The sequence below is a fragment of the Pseudomonas sp. TUM25319 genome, from assembly GCF_056388475.1.
The window spans coordinates 941,857-957,750 of record NZ_CM150751.1 but is presented as its reverse complement, the minus strand read 5'-3'; the positions used below and the strand labels follow the sequence as shown (position 1 = coordinate 957,750).

At 65.8% G+C, this 15,894-nt stretch carries 10 protein-coding genes; 4 read left to right on the top strand and 6 right to left on the bottom strand.

All coding sequences use genetic code 11. From position 1 onward, the window contains the following. The first annotated feature begins 24 nt into the window (after positions 1-24). Positions 25-435 carry a response regulator gene (locus AC05QJ_RS04490; protein ID WP_476745784.1) on the top strand — a complete coding sequence of 137 codons (411 nt, stop codon included), beginning with the start codon at positions 25-27 and terminating at the stop codon, positions 433-435. A 70-nt stretch (positions 436-505) separates the two neighbouring features. Here AC05QJ_RS04490 and AC05QJ_RS04485 read toward each other — a convergent pair whose 3' ends face one another. From AC05QJ_RS04485 to AC05QJ_RS04475, 3 genes are all read right to left on the bottom strand, one after another. Continuing rightward, a complete protein-coding gene (locus AC05QJ_RS04485) occupies positions 506-2,173 on the bottom strand; it encodes a ShlB/FhaC/HecB family hemolysin secretion/activation protein (RefSeq protein ID WP_476745783.1) in 1,668 nt (555 codons plus the stop codon). A 104-nt stretch (positions 2,174-2,277) separates the two neighbouring features. Beyond that, positions 2,278-3,705, bottom strand: coding sequence for a collagen-like triple helix repeat-containing protein (locus AC05QJ_RS04480; protein ID WP_476745782.1), 1,428 nt, complete (start codon positions 3,703-3,705; stop codon positions 2,278-2,280). After that, complete coding sequence (locus AC05QJ_RS04475; RefSeq protein ID WP_476745781.1) at positions 3,702-4,100, bottom strand: hypothetical protein; 399 nt, start codon at positions 4,098-4,100, stop codon at positions 3,702-3,704. The genes AC05QJ_RS04480 and AC05QJ_RS04475 overlap by 4 nt, the downstream gene beginning before the upstream one ends. A gap of 473 nt (positions 4,101-4,573) precedes the next feature. On the opposite strand from AC05QJ_RS04475, the gene AC05QJ_RS04470 reads away from it, so the two are divergent. Then, positions 4,574-5,023 (top strand): DMT family transporter, encoded by a 450-nt coding sequence (locus AC05QJ_RS04470; protein WP_476745780.1) that lies wholly within the window; start codon positions 4,574-4,576, stop codon positions 5,021-5,023. Here AC05QJ_RS04470 and pbpC read toward each other — a convergent pair. Next, positions 5,017-7,371 (bottom strand): peptidoglycan glycosyltransferase PbpC, encoded by a 2,355-nt coding sequence (gene pbpC / locus AC05QJ_RS04465; protein WP_476745779.1) that lies wholly within the window; start codon positions 7,369-7,371, stop codon positions 5,017-5,019. The genes AC05QJ_RS04470 and pbpC overlap by 7 nt on opposite strands. 92 nt (positions 7,372-7,463) lie before the next feature. On the opposite strand from pbpC, the gene AC05QJ_RS04460 reads away from it, so the two are divergent. After that, on the top strand, positions 7,464-7,757 hold the full coding sequence (locus AC05QJ_RS04460) for a hypothetical protein (protein ID WP_476745778.1): 294 nt from the start codon (positions 7,464-7,466) through the stop codon (positions 7,755-7,757). A gap of 72 nt (positions 7,758-7,829) precedes the next feature. On the opposite strand, the gene AC05QJ_RS04455 is transcribed toward AC05QJ_RS04460, so the two are convergent. Next, positions 7,830-12,725, bottom strand: a complete 4,896-nt coding sequence (locus AC05QJ_RS04455) for an alpha-2-macroglobulin family protein (protein ID WP_476745777.1) — start codon at positions 12,723-12,725, stop codon at positions 7,830-7,832. A 211-nt stretch (positions 12,726-12,936) separates the two neighbouring features. Here AC05QJ_RS04455 and AC05QJ_RS04450 point away from each other — a divergent pair, with 211 nt between their 5' ends. Beyond that, a complete protein-coding gene (locus tag AC05QJ_RS04450) occupies positions 12,937-14,274 on the top strand; it encodes an MATE family efflux transporter (protein ID WP_476745776.1) in 1,338 nt (445 codons plus the stop codon). 83 nt (positions 14,275-14,357) lie between these two features. Here AC05QJ_RS04450 and AC05QJ_RS04445 read toward each other — a convergent pair. After that, positions 14,358-15,724 (bottom strand): IS3 family transposase gene (locus AC05QJ_RS04445; protein ID WP_476742730.1). Its coding sequence is split into 2 segments (ribosomal slippage): positions 14,358-15,242 and positions 15,245-15,724, totalling 1,365 coding nucleotides; the frame shifts between segments, so codons are not numbered across the junction. Between the last annotated feature and the right edge of the window lie 170 nt (positions 15,725-15,894).

The following is a 15,894-nucleotide window of genomic DNA, read 5'->3' as shown; positions in this document are numbered from 1 at the left end:
TGTCACTGCGCACAGGAAGACGTCATGCCTGCTTCCCAGCCACGGCAACAATTGCTGTTAGTGGATGATGAAGAGGACGCACTGTCGGAACTGGCTGAATTGCTCGAGGGCGAAGGCTTTCGTTGCCATACCGCAACATCGGTGAAGCTCGCCCTTCAGCAATTGACCCGGCACCCGGATATCGCCCTGGTCATCACCGACCTGAACATGCCGGAAGAGTCCGGTATTTCCCTGATCAAACGCCTGCGCGAGCATACCGAGCGCCAGCACCTGCCGGTGATCGTCACCACCGGCCAGGCCGATCTCGACGCGGTCAGCGAAATGCTGCGCCTGCAGGTGCTGGACCTGTTTCGCAAACCGATCTATCACACGCGCCTGCTGGAAACCCTCGGCAATCTGTTTCCCCCGCAGGAGCGCTTGCGCGTCGTGCGCTGATGCACCTCTCGACCGACCTGAAAAAGACCGTGCAATCCTTGCACGGGCTTTTTTCCGCACACCCGCAGGACTACAACTGGTAGCTGAAGCTCACGGTAAACCGTGGCCGGCGGTTGAAGCTGTCCAGAGCGATGTCCGACATCGGCTTGGCCACCTCCAGCGCAATGTTGTAGTAGCGCGCATCACCGAAACGCAGCCCCACTGCCGTGGACGACATGCGTGAGTCTTGCACCTCCAGTTCGTTGAACCAGGTCCGGGCGGCGTCGAGCACCACATAGGGCTGCAGCAATTTCACCCAGTCGCCCTCGCGCCGGAAGCTGTAGTTGACCTCGTAGGCCACACCCCAGCCCTTGTCACCGGACGCCTGGTCCACCGGATAACCACGGCCGAAGTTCTGCCCGCCGAACACCGCCCGCTCGCTGTCGGGCAGGCTGTCGTCGGTCCAGTAGGCCGCTGCGGAGGCCACGCCCTGCCAGTTGTCGAAGAAGCGGTCGCTCTGTACCCCGGACAGGCGCAGGCGGAAGAAGTCCAGGTCGTAGCCGGCATTGGTGTCGGCGCCAAAATGGTCCAGCCCCTGATACACACCGGCGCTGACGATACGCAGCTGCCTTTCGGTCGCCTTGCGCCAGTCGCCCTCGAAGGCCAGGGCGCGGATATCGGTGCTGGTGCTGACCTTGAGCGGCAAGCCGATCACACGGTAATCGGTGGTGTCGTTGACGGCGTAGAAGCGTGCCGCGACATTCAGCCACTCGGTCGGAGAAGCGATCAGCGGATGGCTCAGGCCGATGGAGTAGCGGTCGTTTTCGCGGTGCTGCTTGAGGTCGATGCCGTTCTGCAGTTGCACGACCGCCGAGGGATCGCTGCGATAGCGCGAGGCCGACAGGTTGAGCTGGGTACCTTCGAGATCGAGGTTCTGCGAGTAGTCGACGCGGAAATAATGTTCCTTGTCGTCGCCCGGCGGGAACAGCGCACTCACGCTGAGCTGCTCGGCCACGGCGGTCTGGGCATTGCTATTGGCCGCGAACAGCGCCTGCACGTCGTCACGGCTGCCATCGGTGAGGTTCATGCTGGTGGTGAACGGCTTGCGTGACGCCTGCACCACCATCTTGCTGGCGCCATCGGTCGTGCCCGGCGGCGGCACCTGCGCCTGCAGGGTGATGCCCGGGACCCGGCTCATCAGCGAGGTGTAGCGCTCGAAGGTCTTGCGGGTCAGCGGGCGCTCGGCCTTGAGCTTGGTCACCAGCTTGTCGAGATAGGCCGAGACCCGGCCCACATCGCCCTGCAATTCGTAGTCGCGGATATAACCTTCGACCAGCACCACCCGCAGCCGGCCCTCGGCAAAGTTCTGCACCGGCAGGAATGCATAGGACAGCAGGTAGCCGTCCTGCTGGTAGCGCTGGGTCAGGCGTCGGGTTGCCTCGATCAGATCGCCGACGGTGACTTCGCGATCGATCAGGTCCTTGTAGTTGTCGCGCAGATCGCTCAAGGGGTAGACGGTGCCACCTTCGATGCGGATTTTGCGGATCAGCACCCGGGTATTCATCATCAGCGGCTGGGATTGAGCGGAGGGAGTCGGTACTTGCAGCGCCGGAGCCGCCGGACGGAAGGCATCGGCAGGCAGGTTGGGCGCAGGGAGGGTTCGTTCGGTTTCGTTGCTGTTCAGATAACTTGGGAGCGGCTCGGCCTGCAGCCCGCTTACCCAGGAAAGACCCACTAACGCGACGGCCATCGATCGCATAGGACACTCCATGATCCTGAAAAGTACGAGGGAACCAAGACGGTCCCCTCGTCAGACTCAAGCGTAGGTGTTGTCCGTAAAGTCGTCTAACCGATGATGGCTTTTTACCGCGACCCGCTCAGGGCACCCGTCACGCCGTTGAGCAGTCCTCCAACACCACCGGTAGTGCCGGTGCCGCCCGTGGTGGCGCTGGCACCGAGGGTGCCGGTCACGTTGCCCACCACGCCACCCACCGTTGCACCCACCGAACCGTTGACCGCCGCACCACCGGTCACGCCACCCAGTGCGCCGGTGACCGTGCTGACGACGTTGCCCACGGTGCCACCGACACCGCCGGTACCGCCCGTTGCGCCACCCAGTGCGCCCGTCACGGTGTTGACCACACCGCCGAGGCCGGCACCGACGCCACCGCCGCTAGTCTGGCCGTTCACCAGCCCGCCGGCGTTGGTCACCGTCGTACCGACTGCACCGACCGTGGCACCCAGGTTGCCCACCACCGGGTTGTTGGTCGCGCCGCCCAGTTGACCGCCAAGGCTGCTGACTGCACCGCCGACCTGGCCGAGCAGACCGCTTACCGGCGCGCCGAGACCGGTGGCTGCGCCCACCTGCTGGGTCACGCCAGCCACGGTGTTGACCACCGGCGTCACTGCCGAGCTTACCTGGGTAGTCAGGGCAGCAGCCGGTGCGGCCGCGCTGCTGCTGGCGACACCATTGCCACCCAGCACAGTGCCCAGGGACGCCACCGTACCGCCCAGGCCGCCGACGGTATTGCCGGCCGCATCCACGGTGCCATTGTTGCTGCCGGCATTCAGGCCGCTGCCGACGCCTGCAACCACACCGCCCACGGTTTCCAGCAAGCCGGTCGAGCCACCGGCAGTGCCATTGCCCACCAGGCCGCCTCCCGTACCGAGTCCGTTGCCCACGCTGCTGACCAGTCCGCCGGCCGCAGTGGTCACCGGGTTACCGTTGCCAGCCGCGGCGACGCCGCTGCCGACCTGGGTCAGCACATTGCCCACCTGCTGCAACGCTGAATCGAGCGGAGCGCCCAGTCCGGTCGCAGTGCCCAGGTTGCCGGTGGTGTTCTCGACCAGCGATACCACTTGTACAGCCGTGTCGCTCAGCCCTTGGGTGACGCCACCCAGTGGCCCGGTGGTGCTTTGCGTCGAAAGGGTGTTGCCCAGCATGGTCACGGTCTCGGCGACCTGCCCGACCACACCGCCCACCACCGGAAGCTGCTGGATGGCCTGGCTGTCAGCCACAGCTCCCAGGCCACCGCCCAGGTTCGAGACCGCCGTGCCGACACCCGCCACGGTGGTACCGACGGCATTCCCGCCGGTGCCCAGTTGACCCAGGCCATCACTGAGGCCGGTGCCGATGCTGGTCACGGCCTGACCTGCCGAGTTCACCAGGCCGCCCGCGTTGGTAGCGCCCAGCACAGGCAACGAATTGACGGTGCTACCAAGACTGCTGACACCGGTACCAAGACCGGAAACACCAGTACCCAGTTGGTCCACCACCTGACCAACGATCAACGGGGTAGTCGTGTTGCCACCACCGCCGGCGTTGCCGCCATCGCCGCCGCCCGTACCGCCACCACCGGTGCCGCCACCGCCAGTACCACCGCCGCCGGTTCCACCATCACCACCGCCTGTACCGCCACCGCCGGTGCCGCCATCGCCGCCGCCCGTACCGCCACCGCCGGTGCCACCATCTCCACCGCCCGTACCGCCACCGCCGGTGCCGCCATCGCCACCGCCCGTGCCGCCACCACCGGTTCCGCCATCACCGCCGCCCGTGCCGCCACCGCCGGTGCCGCCATCGCCGCCGCCAGTGCCGCCATCGCCACCACCGGTTCCACCGTCACCACCACCCGTACCGCCGTCACCGCCGCCTTGCGACGAACCGTCCACCGAACTGTGGTGGCCACCGCCACCGCTGCTGCATCCCACACCAGAAACCGTTATCGCCAGAATCAATGCCAGTGCCGAACTTGCCTTCATCCACGCTTGAGTTTTCATGATGGCGACTCCATAGCTTTCGCTGCCGCTGCTTTATATGTGCGGACGCCCCATGACGGAGTGTCCACTTCCGTAGTGGACATCACAGTCCGAGCGGCACGGAGTCACAATTCTGATCTTGGTATTAACCCGTTCTATACGTTTCGGCGGCCTGAAAAACTCCAGATGAATCAGTGCCTTGGAAAGCCGAAAGGGGCCAGGTGATAGCACTTCGACTTTCGCACTATCACCATTTGACGGGGTGCTGGCGCCAAATTGACGGCTGTGACGCACCTCAACGCGGGGTGCGCTCTATCGGCGAAAAGCACCTCGGACACGGGCGTTGTCTACAGTAAACTCCCCGCCCCCTCGTGGGCCCTCGTACCTGTTCTGGAGATTGTTCATGCCCGCCCCTGCCTGGTGGCTGCTCTGCCTTCCCTTTATCGCCGGCGCCTTCCTGCCCTTGCAGGCCGGTATCAATGGCCAGTTGGCCAAACAGGTGTCCAGCGTACTGGCCGCCGCCCTGATTTCCTTCGCCGTGGGCACCCTGGCCCTGCTGGCACTGGTGCTGAGCCAGCGCGAGATGCCCGGGCTGAGCGCGCTGAAAAGCCTGACCTGGTGGCACTGGAGCGGTGGCCTGCTGGGCGCCTTCTTCATCACCACCGCCGCCTTCGCCGGCCCGCGAATCGGCGCCATGCTGTTCATGGCGCTGGTGCTGGCCGGACAACTGGCGATGGCCATGGCCCTGGACCACTTCGGCTGGGCCGGCTTTCGCGAGGCGCCGGCCAGCCTGGGCAAGATCGCCGGCCTGGTGCTGATTCTCGGCGGGGTATGGATGATCCGCCGCTACTGAGTCACCTGGAAGGTCAGCCGGGCGGTCTGGCCGCTGGCGTCAAGGACGCTCAGTTCGTATTGCCCGGCTTCCTCCAGCCGCGCTTTCAGCACGTCCTGTCCACTGCTCTCGCCCAGCGGCGCGCCATTGAGAAACCACCAGCGCTGGCCGTCACCGCCCAGGGCCGACACGTCCACCTGAAGCACATCGCGGCTGGTGACCGGGCGCCGCAACTGATCGCCCTGACGCACGCCGACGATGGACAGCGGTGGTGCCGTGGCCAGCACGGGAGGCGGACAGGCGGTATCGATGGCCGGCAACCGCGCCCCGCGCCGTTCTGCCCGTGACAGCCAGGGCTCCAGGGGTGCCGGCCACAAGGCGATATCCCGTGCCCGCGCTCCCGGGCAGGCCGCATCGACCCGCAACCCTTGGTCATTGACCCACACTCGCTCCAGCAAGCCGACGTCCAGCGGCTGGTCCTTCGCCAGCAGCGTCGGCGGCGTGGTGCCGTCCAGCGTCCAGGCGAACCGCTGGCGCCGGCAGTTGGAGTCGCTGCGCGCCAGCGGCTGGCCCAACGGCCAGCAAATTGCCGCGACGCCCACAGTCGCCGGCACCGCTGGCACCGGCGCGGCGATGCCACGCTGGGCATCACGGTTGCTCAGCACATCGTGCACCTGCAACATCAACGGCGCCGCCGAAGCCAGGCCGAACTGACCCGGCACCGGCGTGCCGTCCGGGCGGCCGATCCACACGCCGATCAGGTAGCGCGGCCCCACTCCGATCGACCAGGCATCGCGAAAGCCATAGCTCGTCCCGGTCTTCCAGGCCAGGGTCGGGCGCTGCACCAGTTCGGCATGAGGGTCGCGATCGGGCCGCGCCTGACCGCTGAGAATCCGCCGCACGATCCACGCCGCCCCCGGCGACAACAGCCGCCGTTCCACCAGTGGCGCGTCGGGTTGCAGGCGTAGCCCGGCACTCATGCCGTCGCGGGCGAAGGCGCTGTAGCCAGCCACCAGATCCTCCAGGCGACTGCCACCGCCGCCGAGGATCAGCGACAGGTTCGGCTCCGCCAGCGCCGGCAGACTCAACGGCACGCCAGCAGCCCGCAGTTGCGCGGCGAAGCGCTTCGGTCCGTAGGCTTCCAGCAGTTGCACCGCCGGCAGGTTCAGCGACAGCGACAACGCCGAGCTGGCCGCCACCGGCCCGCTGAAGCCCATGGAGAAGTTGCCGGGACGGTAGTCGCCGTAGCGGCGCGGTACGTCCTGGAGCAGCGATTCGGAATGGATCAGCCCGTCGTCCATGGCCATGCCGTAGAGAAACGGCTTGAGGGTCGAGCCGGGCGAGCGCCAGGCGCTGATCATGTCGACATGACCGAAGCGGCGCTCATCGTTGAGGTCCACCGAGCCGAGGTAGGCGCGCACCGCCATGGTCTGCGATTCCACCACCAGGATCGCTGCCGAGGTGCGTTCCGGCAGCCGGGCGCGCCAGCCGGTCAGCAGATCTTCCAGGCGACGCTGCAGGCTGGCGTCGAGGGTGGTGCGGATCAGTGGTGGGCTGTCGGCGCGGTTCAGGCGGCGAGCCAGCAGTGGCGCCAGCGCCGGCTCCTGGCGCGGGGCGAGCAGGAGCGGTTCCTCCATGGCTTCGACAATCTGCTGGTGCGGCCACACCTGATACTCGTCGAGGCGCTGCAGCACCTTGTCGCGGGCGGCGGTGGCGCGCTGCGGATGGCGGTCAGGGCGAAGCCGGCTCGGCGCTTGCGGCAGCACCGCGAGCAAGGCGGCCTCGGCCGGCGTCAGGTGCTTCGGCGACTTGCCCAGATAGGCCCAACTCGCCGCCGCCACGCCCTGCAAGGTGCCACCGAACGGGGCGCGGTTGAGGTAGAGCTCGAGGATCTCGTCCTTGCTCAGGTGCCATTCCAGTTGCAGGGTTCGCCAGAGCTGACGCAGCTTGCCCGGCAGGGTCCGCGAGTGCGGATCGAGCAGCCGCGCCACCTGCATCGACAGCGTGCTGCCGCCCGACAGCACGCGCCCGCCACTGAGGTTCTGCCAGGCCGCCCGACCCAGCGCCAGCGGGTTGACCCCGGGGTGGCGATAGAACCAACGGTCCTCATAGGTGAGCAGGGCTTGCAGGTAGAGCGGCGAGACCTCATCGGCACCCACCGGATAACGCCAGACGCCTTCGGCATCGGCGAAGCGCCACAACGGCGTACCGTCCTCGGCCAGCACCACCCGCGCCAGATCGTCCCTGGGCAAGGGCAGCGGCCAGAGGTGGTCGGCCAGCCAGAGCAGCGCCACCAATCCCGCCCCGGCCAGCACCGCAATAACGGCAAGGCGGGACTTGCGTCCCTGCGGCAGAGCTACGCTGAACATCGAAACGCCCCGACTGGGGAACCGTAATGGCCCGGCAATGGCCAAAGGCAGGAATGCAGCGTGAACGCTGTGACGATCATCAGGACACAACCATGCAAGTAGAAGGTTTTTTCGAGTGGCTGGGACAGGCGATAGGTGCCGTCATCCGTTTCGTGGTGGACGCCCTCGCCGGGCTGTTCGCCCTGCTGGCCAATGCCGGGTCGAAGTTCATCGACGGTCTGGCGAGCACCCTGGGCATGGACACCTCGATCGTCAGCATCCTGATTCTGATCATCGGGTTGCTGCTGTTGTATTCGGCGGTCAGGGCGTTCATGCGGGCATCGGTGATTGCCGGGATTCTGTGGGCGCTGCTGGGGTTATGGGTGTTGAGCTGGGTGGTGCATTGAGGGTTCGAACGCATCGCCGGCAAGCCGGCTCCCACTGGAAACGGTGGGAGCCGGCTTGCCGGCGATGAGGCCTTAACGGCCCCGGATCACCATTTCCCCTGAACCGTCCCCCACTGCCTGCCAGTCCGGCCGGTACATCGACTCCACCTGCGGCGGCGGAATCCGATAGCTGCCCGGCGTCACTGCCCGGGCCAGGTACAGCAGGTGGGTGGTGCCATAGCCATCAAGGTTGAGCGCCGCCACGTAGCGGTCATCGCGAAACTCCTGATGCACCACATTGGCGTTCTCCATCGCTTCGCGCCATTGCTTCACAGCGCTGCTGGCGTTTTCCAGGCTGGCGGCGCTCTGGGCCAGATTCTGGTTTTCCAGCTCGAGGCCCGCAGGTAGCAGATCCACTACCAGGGCATCGGGAACCCGCGCTTTGGCCTGGATCGCCAGGTGCACCAGCACCAGCTCGCCACTCTCCAGCGACTTCAGGTCCAGTGCCTGGCCGTTCATGCCCAGGTACTCGCGGCGGATGCTCATGTTGTTACCGCTGGCCGCCGGCGCCTGGCGCGGATAACCCGACAGGGTCAGACGCTGGTACAGCGTCTGCTCGCCGTCGTTGCGCACGGTCAGCGGCGAGGCCAGCAATGGGCCCTCCAGATGCAGCCCGGACTGGGCCGGGCTCAACTCGCGAGCTTCGCCTGCGCTGTCCAGTTGCGCGGTCCATTTGCTTTCCGGCTGTTGAGCCAGGCCACGACCGGCGAGGAACAGCGCGTTGCGCTCCTGGGTCGACAACCAGGGGCTGGCGGCCAACAGGTCGGACAACGCGAACAGGCGGTCAGGAATGACCTTGCTCGCCAGTTTGTTCTCTTCCAGCAGCGCCAGAATCAGCGCCTGGTCCCGCAGCGGACTGCCGTAGTCGGCCATCCAGGCATTGTCACGATTGACCGCCAGGCCGGCCTGCAGCGCCTGCTCGGCACGGGGCTTGTCGCCCATGGCGTCGAGGGCGATCGCCAGTTGCACCAGCGGCAGGCCGGAGCGCGCGTCGGCACGCCGCTCGAACAGACTGCGCAGCGCGCCCAGCGGTGCCTGCTGGCTGCGGGACAACACCAGCGCCGCGTAAGCCTGCACGGCGAAGCGGCTGTGCTCGGCGTTCTCGCTGTAGTTGACCTCGATCAGGTTGCGTTCCTGCACATAGCGCAGCAGCCGCTCGCTGGCTTTCTTCAGGACCTCGGGCGGTACTGCGAAGCCCTGGTCGCGGGCGCGCAGGAGGAAATCGGTGACATAGGCGGTCAGCCAGTATTCCTCTTCGCCGTCCGAACTCCACAGACCGAAGCTGCCGTTGTAGCGCTGCATGCCCAGCAGGTGCTCGATGCCCATTTCGATCTTGCGCTGGCGATCGGCTGCCGGCTCGCCGGTGAGGCCGAGACGCTTGAGGGTTTCGGCGTCGGCGTAGAGCGACGGGTACAGACCACTGGTGGTCTGCTCCAGGCAGCCATAGGGGTAAGCCTTCAGCGCGCGGATCTGTTCGGCGAGGTTCAGTGGCGGCCGGCTCGACAGCGCCAGCGTGCCTTCCAGGCCAGCGGGCTCGAACAGCGCCAGATCCTGCTCGGGCAAGGTCCACGGCTCGCCTTTCAGCGCCACGCGGTAGTGCTTGAGTTGCGCCGGATACGCCGGGCGCACGCCGAGGGTCCAGTCGCGGGAGAAGCCGCTGTCGGTCTCGCCCGGCAACACCAGGCCATCGACCCGCACCGTCACCTTGCCCTGGCCGTAACCGCCCTTGGCCTGCACCGGCACCTGCAGGGTGACGCGCTGGCCGGGCTTGAGCTTGAGCGTCTGGTGGGACGCGCCGAGCAGGTCCAGCTGGCCTTCGGTCGCCAGTGCTACGGCCAGCGACTGCGGTTGCTCGGTGAGGTTGGAGAGGTCCAGCGCCAGGCTGGTGCGGTCGCCACCGGCGAGGAAACGCGGCGCCGACAGCTCGGCGATCAGCGGCGCGGCGACCACGGTCTTGCCTTCGGCGACACCGAAGTGGTCTTCGCTCCAGGCCTGGGCCATCAGGCGCAGTTCACCGTTGAAGTCGGGGATGTCCACCGTCACCTGGCCCTTGCCTTCGGCATCGAGGGTCACCGGTGCGCTCTGCAGGGCAACGATGGTCACGCTGGTGTCCGGGCGCTTGCCGCCCTTGGCCATGCCGGCGTCACCACCGAAGGCGAGGCTGGCGAGGCGGCCCTGGCCGGCTTCGATCAACTGCCCGTAGATATCCAGTTGGTCGGCGCCGTAGGCCTTACGGCCGAACATGCCGGTGAACGGGTCGGGGGTAACGTAGCTGGTGATGTTGAGGATGCCCACGTCCACCGCCGCCAGCAGCACCCGGGCCTGCTTCGGCACGCTGCCATCGGCATTGCGTGCCTGGATATTCACCGTCAGCGGGTGCTTGGGCCGCATTTTTTCCGGCGCGTCGAGGGTGACGGCCAGCTTGCGCTGGGCACGGTCCAGCGGCAGGTGCAGCAGGCCCACGGCGCGCTTCGGCGTGACGTTGGCCTTGCGCTCGCCCGGACGGATCACCAGCGCACTCAGGTACAGGTCATGCCGCGCCCATTTCGGGTCCAGCTTGACCTCGAATGCCTTGCCCTCGGCGGGCACGTCGATCTCCTGCCACCACAGCGGACCGTCGCCGCCTTCGACCATCAGGTAACCCTTGCCTGCCGCTGGCGGGGTGACGGTCACAGTGGCGGTGTCGCCATCGTTGTAGGCCGGTTTGTCCAGCGCCAGACGCACCTGGTCGGGACGCACGGCACCGCCGTCGGCGTTGTCCTGGGCACGGTAGCCGGCCCAGAAGCGCAGGCTGCTGGTAACGCCGGTGTCCGGGTCTTCCACCTCGACGCGGTACGGGCCCCACTCCACCGGGAAGCTGAGTTTGGTGGTACTGCCGGCAGGAACGCTGACGGTCTGCTCGCTTTCGGTGAGGAATTTCTCGTTGAAGTTGTAGCTCCAGCCGTCGCTCTGCGAGTAGTTCCAGTAGTAGTCGCGACGCTCGCGTACCAGGCGCACCCGCAGGTTGTCGGCGGCCAGCTTGTTGCCGTCGCGGTCGGCCATCAGCAGCTCGATTTCCACCGGCGCATCGCCGTCGGTTTCCTCGCCGTCGAACAGACCGCGCAGGCCCGGCAGGTGCTCGGCCGGCCAGATCGGTTGCTCCAGTCGCCGCGTGATCGGACGGCCACCAGACTCCTGCAGGCTGGCCTGCACCGTCAATTGCAGCGGCGAGCGGGCCTCGGCCCATTCGCTGGCGACACTGAGGGTGGCGTCGCCGTTGTCATCGAGGGTGGTTTCTTCCAGCTCCAGGTCATGGCTCAGTTCACCTTCGGTGACCGAGCCGAACTGGTAGCCAGGCAGGGCCGGCACCGCCTCGCGCAGCGGTCGCACATAGACCTGGCCGCTCAGGCGATTGCCGGCCGCCGGCGCACCGTACAGGTAGCGACCGTTGACGCTGATCTCGGCGGTGGCATCGGGGCTCAGTGGCGTGTCGCTGCCCTTGAGTTCCAGGGCCAGGCGCTCGGGGAGGAAGTCCTCGACCAGCACCTCGAACACTTGCTGCCTGCCGCCGCCCAGGTCGAACAGCAGTTGCCAGCGTCCGGTCGGCGCTTCACTGGCCAGTTGCAGTTGGTATTGATAGAAGCCGTTGGCGTCCGCCTCCCAGACGAACTTGCGGCTGACCTGCTCGTCGGGCCGGCGTACTTCGACATTGATCGGCTGGCTGTTCACCGGCTTGCCGTCCTGGTCACGCAGCAGGCCATTGAGCAGCACCGTTTCGCCCGGGCGGTACAGGTCACGCGGGCCGAAGACGAAGAACTGCAGGGGGTTGGACTGGGGACCGGTGACGGTGAATTCCGACAGGTCCAGCGCGGCGCTGTTCAGGCGCAGCAGCGTGGTGTGTTCGCCCTGACGCGCCAGCAGCACGTCGGCCTTGGGCGGCAGTGGCAGTTGCGCGTGGCCGCTGCCGTCGGTCTTGGCCTGGCCGAGCAGCTTGCCGTCGTGGTCGAGCAGGTCGAGATCGACGCCACTCAGCGCCTTGCCGCCTTCCAGCGCCTGGGTGAAGACATCCAGGCGATTGCTGTAGCGGTGCACCGACAGGCCGATATCGCTGAGGGTGAACAGCGTCGCCGGCTGGGAATAGTTGTAGGTGCCCGCCTCGCGCATCACCGCCAGGTAGACGCCGGCTTCCTGCAACGGCTTGATCCCGGCCATGGGCAGCAGCAGGGTTTCGCGGGTGTTGGGCGCGGGGTTCAGATCGAAGCGACCGCCGTAGACCAGATCGGCCATGGGCAGCAGGTCGCGGGCCTCATAGCTCTGCAGCGAACTGCTGCGGCCCCAGGAGGCGAGGAACGCCGGCAGGGATTCTGGCTTGATGCGGAAGAACTCCACATCGACCTTGGCCACGTTCAGGGCGATCACCGGCAGGCCCTCGGCGAGTCGGGTCGGCAGCAGCGAGCCGCGGCTGGCGAAGCCGATGCTCGGCTCCATGTCGCGGGTCTCCAGGCGGCTGACGTACTCGTTGGCCAGGCGCTTGCCGTTGACGCTGAGCAGGCCGGCGTCGATGGTCAGCACCAGCTTGCGCTGCGGTTCAAGGTGACGCAGGCGCAGTTCCATGCGGTTGCTGGACAGCTCCCAGGCGCCATCCACCTTGCCCTTGGTGGTGTCCACCAGGTGCAGGCGCTCGGCGAACGGCTGGTCGGCGTCCAGTGGTGCCGAGAAGGTCACCGACAGCGCGCTGGCGCCATCGACCTGCACTTCCGAGACATCCACCACATTGAGTTCGCGGCCGGCATAACGCTGGGCCAGCGCCGCCACATCGACCGTCGCCGTGGCGGCAGCGGGCGCGGTGGCCGCAGCCTTTTCGGCCGGCGCGGGTTTATCGGGGGATGACGAATCGCAGGCGCTGAGCAGCGCCAGCGCGCAGGCCAGCCACAATCCTTTGTTGAGCATGGGGAGAACTCTTTGGCAGCAAAGTCAGACGAGAAACTATATATCAAGGCTGCCGGATTCACCGGCCAACGCCCGCGGGATGAGACAGGGTTCACCCGGCAAAGTGCCACGAGCCGTTAGAATGTTCTCTTTGCGCCGCTGCGCTTCCGCTGTGGGAGCGAGCTTGCTCGCGAAGGACCGCAACGCGGTCCCCCGACGCCCAGGACTTTCAATGCTCCCCTTGTTCACCGACTGGCACCACCGCCCCACCCACCACAAGGTCTGGGCCCTGGCCGCACCGATGATCCTGTCCAACATCTCGGTGCCCTTGGTCGCCTTGGTCGACAGCACCGTCATCGGCCACCTGCCCCACGCCCACCAGCTCGGCTCAGTGGCGGTCGGCGCCAGCCTGTTCACCCTGCTGGTGTCGGTGCTCGGCTTCCTGCGCATGGGCTCTACCGGTTTCGCGGCCCAGGCCGCCGGCCGCGCCGACGGCGCCGCCCTGCGCCAGGTGCTGGTGCAGGGCCTGCTGCTGGCGCTGTTCTTCGCCCTGTTGCTGGGGGTGCTGGCGTTGCCCCTGAGCCGCTTCGCCGTCGACCTGATGCAACCCGGCGCCGAGCTGGAACAAGGCACCCTCGACTTCTTCCGCACTCGCCTGCTGGGCCTGCCGGCAGCACTGGCCAGCTTCGCCCTGGTCGGCTGGTTCCTCGGCACCCAGAACGCCCGGACGCCGCTGATCATCCTGCTGACCACCAACCTGCTGAACATCGTCCTCAACCTGTGGTTCGTACTCGGGCTGGACTGGGGCGTGGTGGGGTCGGCGCGGGCCTCGGTGATCTCCGAATGGGCCGCCGCCCTGCTCGGCCTGGCACTGACGCGGCCCTCCCTGCGCGCCTACCCCGGGCAGATCGTCTGGCCATTGCTGGCGCGCTGGCAGAGCTGGCGGCCGATGCTCAGCGTCAACCGCGACATTTTCATCCGCAGCCTGGCGCTGCAAGGCGTGTTCTTCCTCATTACCGTGCAGGGTGCGCGCATGGGCGAAGAAACCGTGGCAGCCAATGCCCTGCTGCTCAACGGCCTGCTGCTCACTGCCTACGCCCTCGACGGCCTGGCCCACGCCGTGGAAGCCTTGTGCGGCCACGCCATCGGTGCAGGCGACAGACCGGCCTTGCGGCGCTCACTGGTGGTCGCTGGCGGCTGGTCGCTCATCGCCAGCAGCGGCTTCGCCCTGTTGTTCCTGCTGGGTGGGCATTTGTTCATCCAGATGCAGACCGACATCCCCGGCGTACGCGAAACCGCCTTCGAGTACCTGCCTTATCTGGCGCTGCTGCCCTTGATCGCGGTGTGGAGCTACCTGCTCGACGGCCTGTTCATCGGCGCCACCCGCGCCCGGGAAATGCGCGATGCCATGCTGCTCAGCGTGGTCATCGCCCTGCCCTTCGCCTGGCTGGCCAGCGGGCTGGGCAATCATGGGTTGTGGCTGGCGTTTCTGCTGTTCATGGGGTTGCGCGGGGTGACGCTGGGGGTGATGGGCTGGCGGTTGCAGCGGCGAGGTGGGTGGTTTGTCTGACAACATCGAACCTGTGGGAGCTGGCTTGCCAGCGATGTGTGCGATGAGCTGCGCCCCAAAAGTTGGACATTAGGTGCGTAAAGCTACGCGGCCTGGTTTCTGTAAGCCACAGGACTCAGGCCGCCAAGCTTCATTTTGATACGTTCATGGTTGTAATAACGAATGTACTCATCAATCCCAGCACGGAGCTGGTCGATTGTCTTGACGTGTTCCCGGTAGAAATACTCCGCTTTCAACGTGCCAAAAAAGCTCTCCATCGCGGCGTTGTCCAGGCAATTGCCCTTGCGCGACATGCTTTGCTCCAGGCCCGTATCCTTCAAGCGCTGGCGGTAGTCAGGGTATCGGTAGTGCCAACCTTGGTCCGAGTGCAACATCGGTTTGCTGTCAGTCGGGAGTTTCTTCAGTGCACGCTCAAGCATTGTTCCCACCAGGGCATAGCGCGGTCGCGTGTCAGTCTGGTAGGCGACGATTTCCCCGTTGTACAAGTCCAGAATCGGCGAAAGGTAGAGCTTCTCGCCAGCGACCTTGAACTCCGTAACATCTGTCACCCACTTCTGGTTGGGCTGATCAGCCGTAAATTCCCGTTTCAAGATATTGGGTGATGCCTCGTCCATCAGGCCACGGTATGACCTGTATTTCTTGGGTCGCACCGTACATTTGAGGTCCAGTTCGTTCATCAGGCGGCGTACTTTCTTGGTGTTCACCAACTGACCTTCCTGACGCAGAGTCGCGGTGACACGGCGATAGCCATAGCGACCACGGTGATGGTGCTGGATGTCCTGGATCGAGGCTTTCAGCGAGGCACATTTATCCTCAGCTCCGATGGTCTTGAGCTGGTAGTAGTAGGTGGCACGTGCCAAGCCTGCAGCGTCTAGCAGGTCGGCCAGCAAATGACTCGAGTGCAGTTCGGCAATCAGCCGGGCTTTTTCGTGGTGGCTTTCTTCTGCCTGAGTTTGGCCTCGTCTAATTCCTCGAGCTTTTTTAGGTAGGCGTTCTCCGCTTCAAGCTTGCGTATCTTGCGCAGCAGTTGGGCGACCGAGAGCTCCTCGTCAGGTACTACCGAGGTTTCATCGGGCTTGGAGGGCTGCTTGGACATGGTACGAGGCGGTCTCTTCTTCGCTGAAAGCTGGGCTGTAAGCTCGCCACTGTAATACTGCTGCTGCCATCTGCCCAGTTGACTCGAATTACCCAGATTGAACAGCGCTGCGGCAGCACGATGAGACAGTTGTTCATTCAGCATGCGATGAAGCACGGTGAGTTTGAACTGGGCGCTGTGGCGCTGATGAGAGCGTTTGAGGCTGGCCACGCCGTGATGCTGGTAAGCCACGACCCAGCGCCGCAGAAGGGTGGGATCTATTTGAAACTGGCTGGCCACGTGGCGAAACCCCCGGCCTCGCTTGAGGAAGGCCTTGATGGCGGACAGCTTGAACTGCTTGGAATACTTGATCATTTAAAACACCCCGGTGCTGGATGGGTGTCCAACATCCGGGGCGCAGTTCACGATCTTGTGGGAGCGGATTCATCCGCGAAGGGCCGCAACGCGGCCCCAAAACCGGTATCCCGGCTGTATCAGTCAGACCGGGGATTCAGGCGTTACGACGGCTTCGCCGCCGTTCGCGG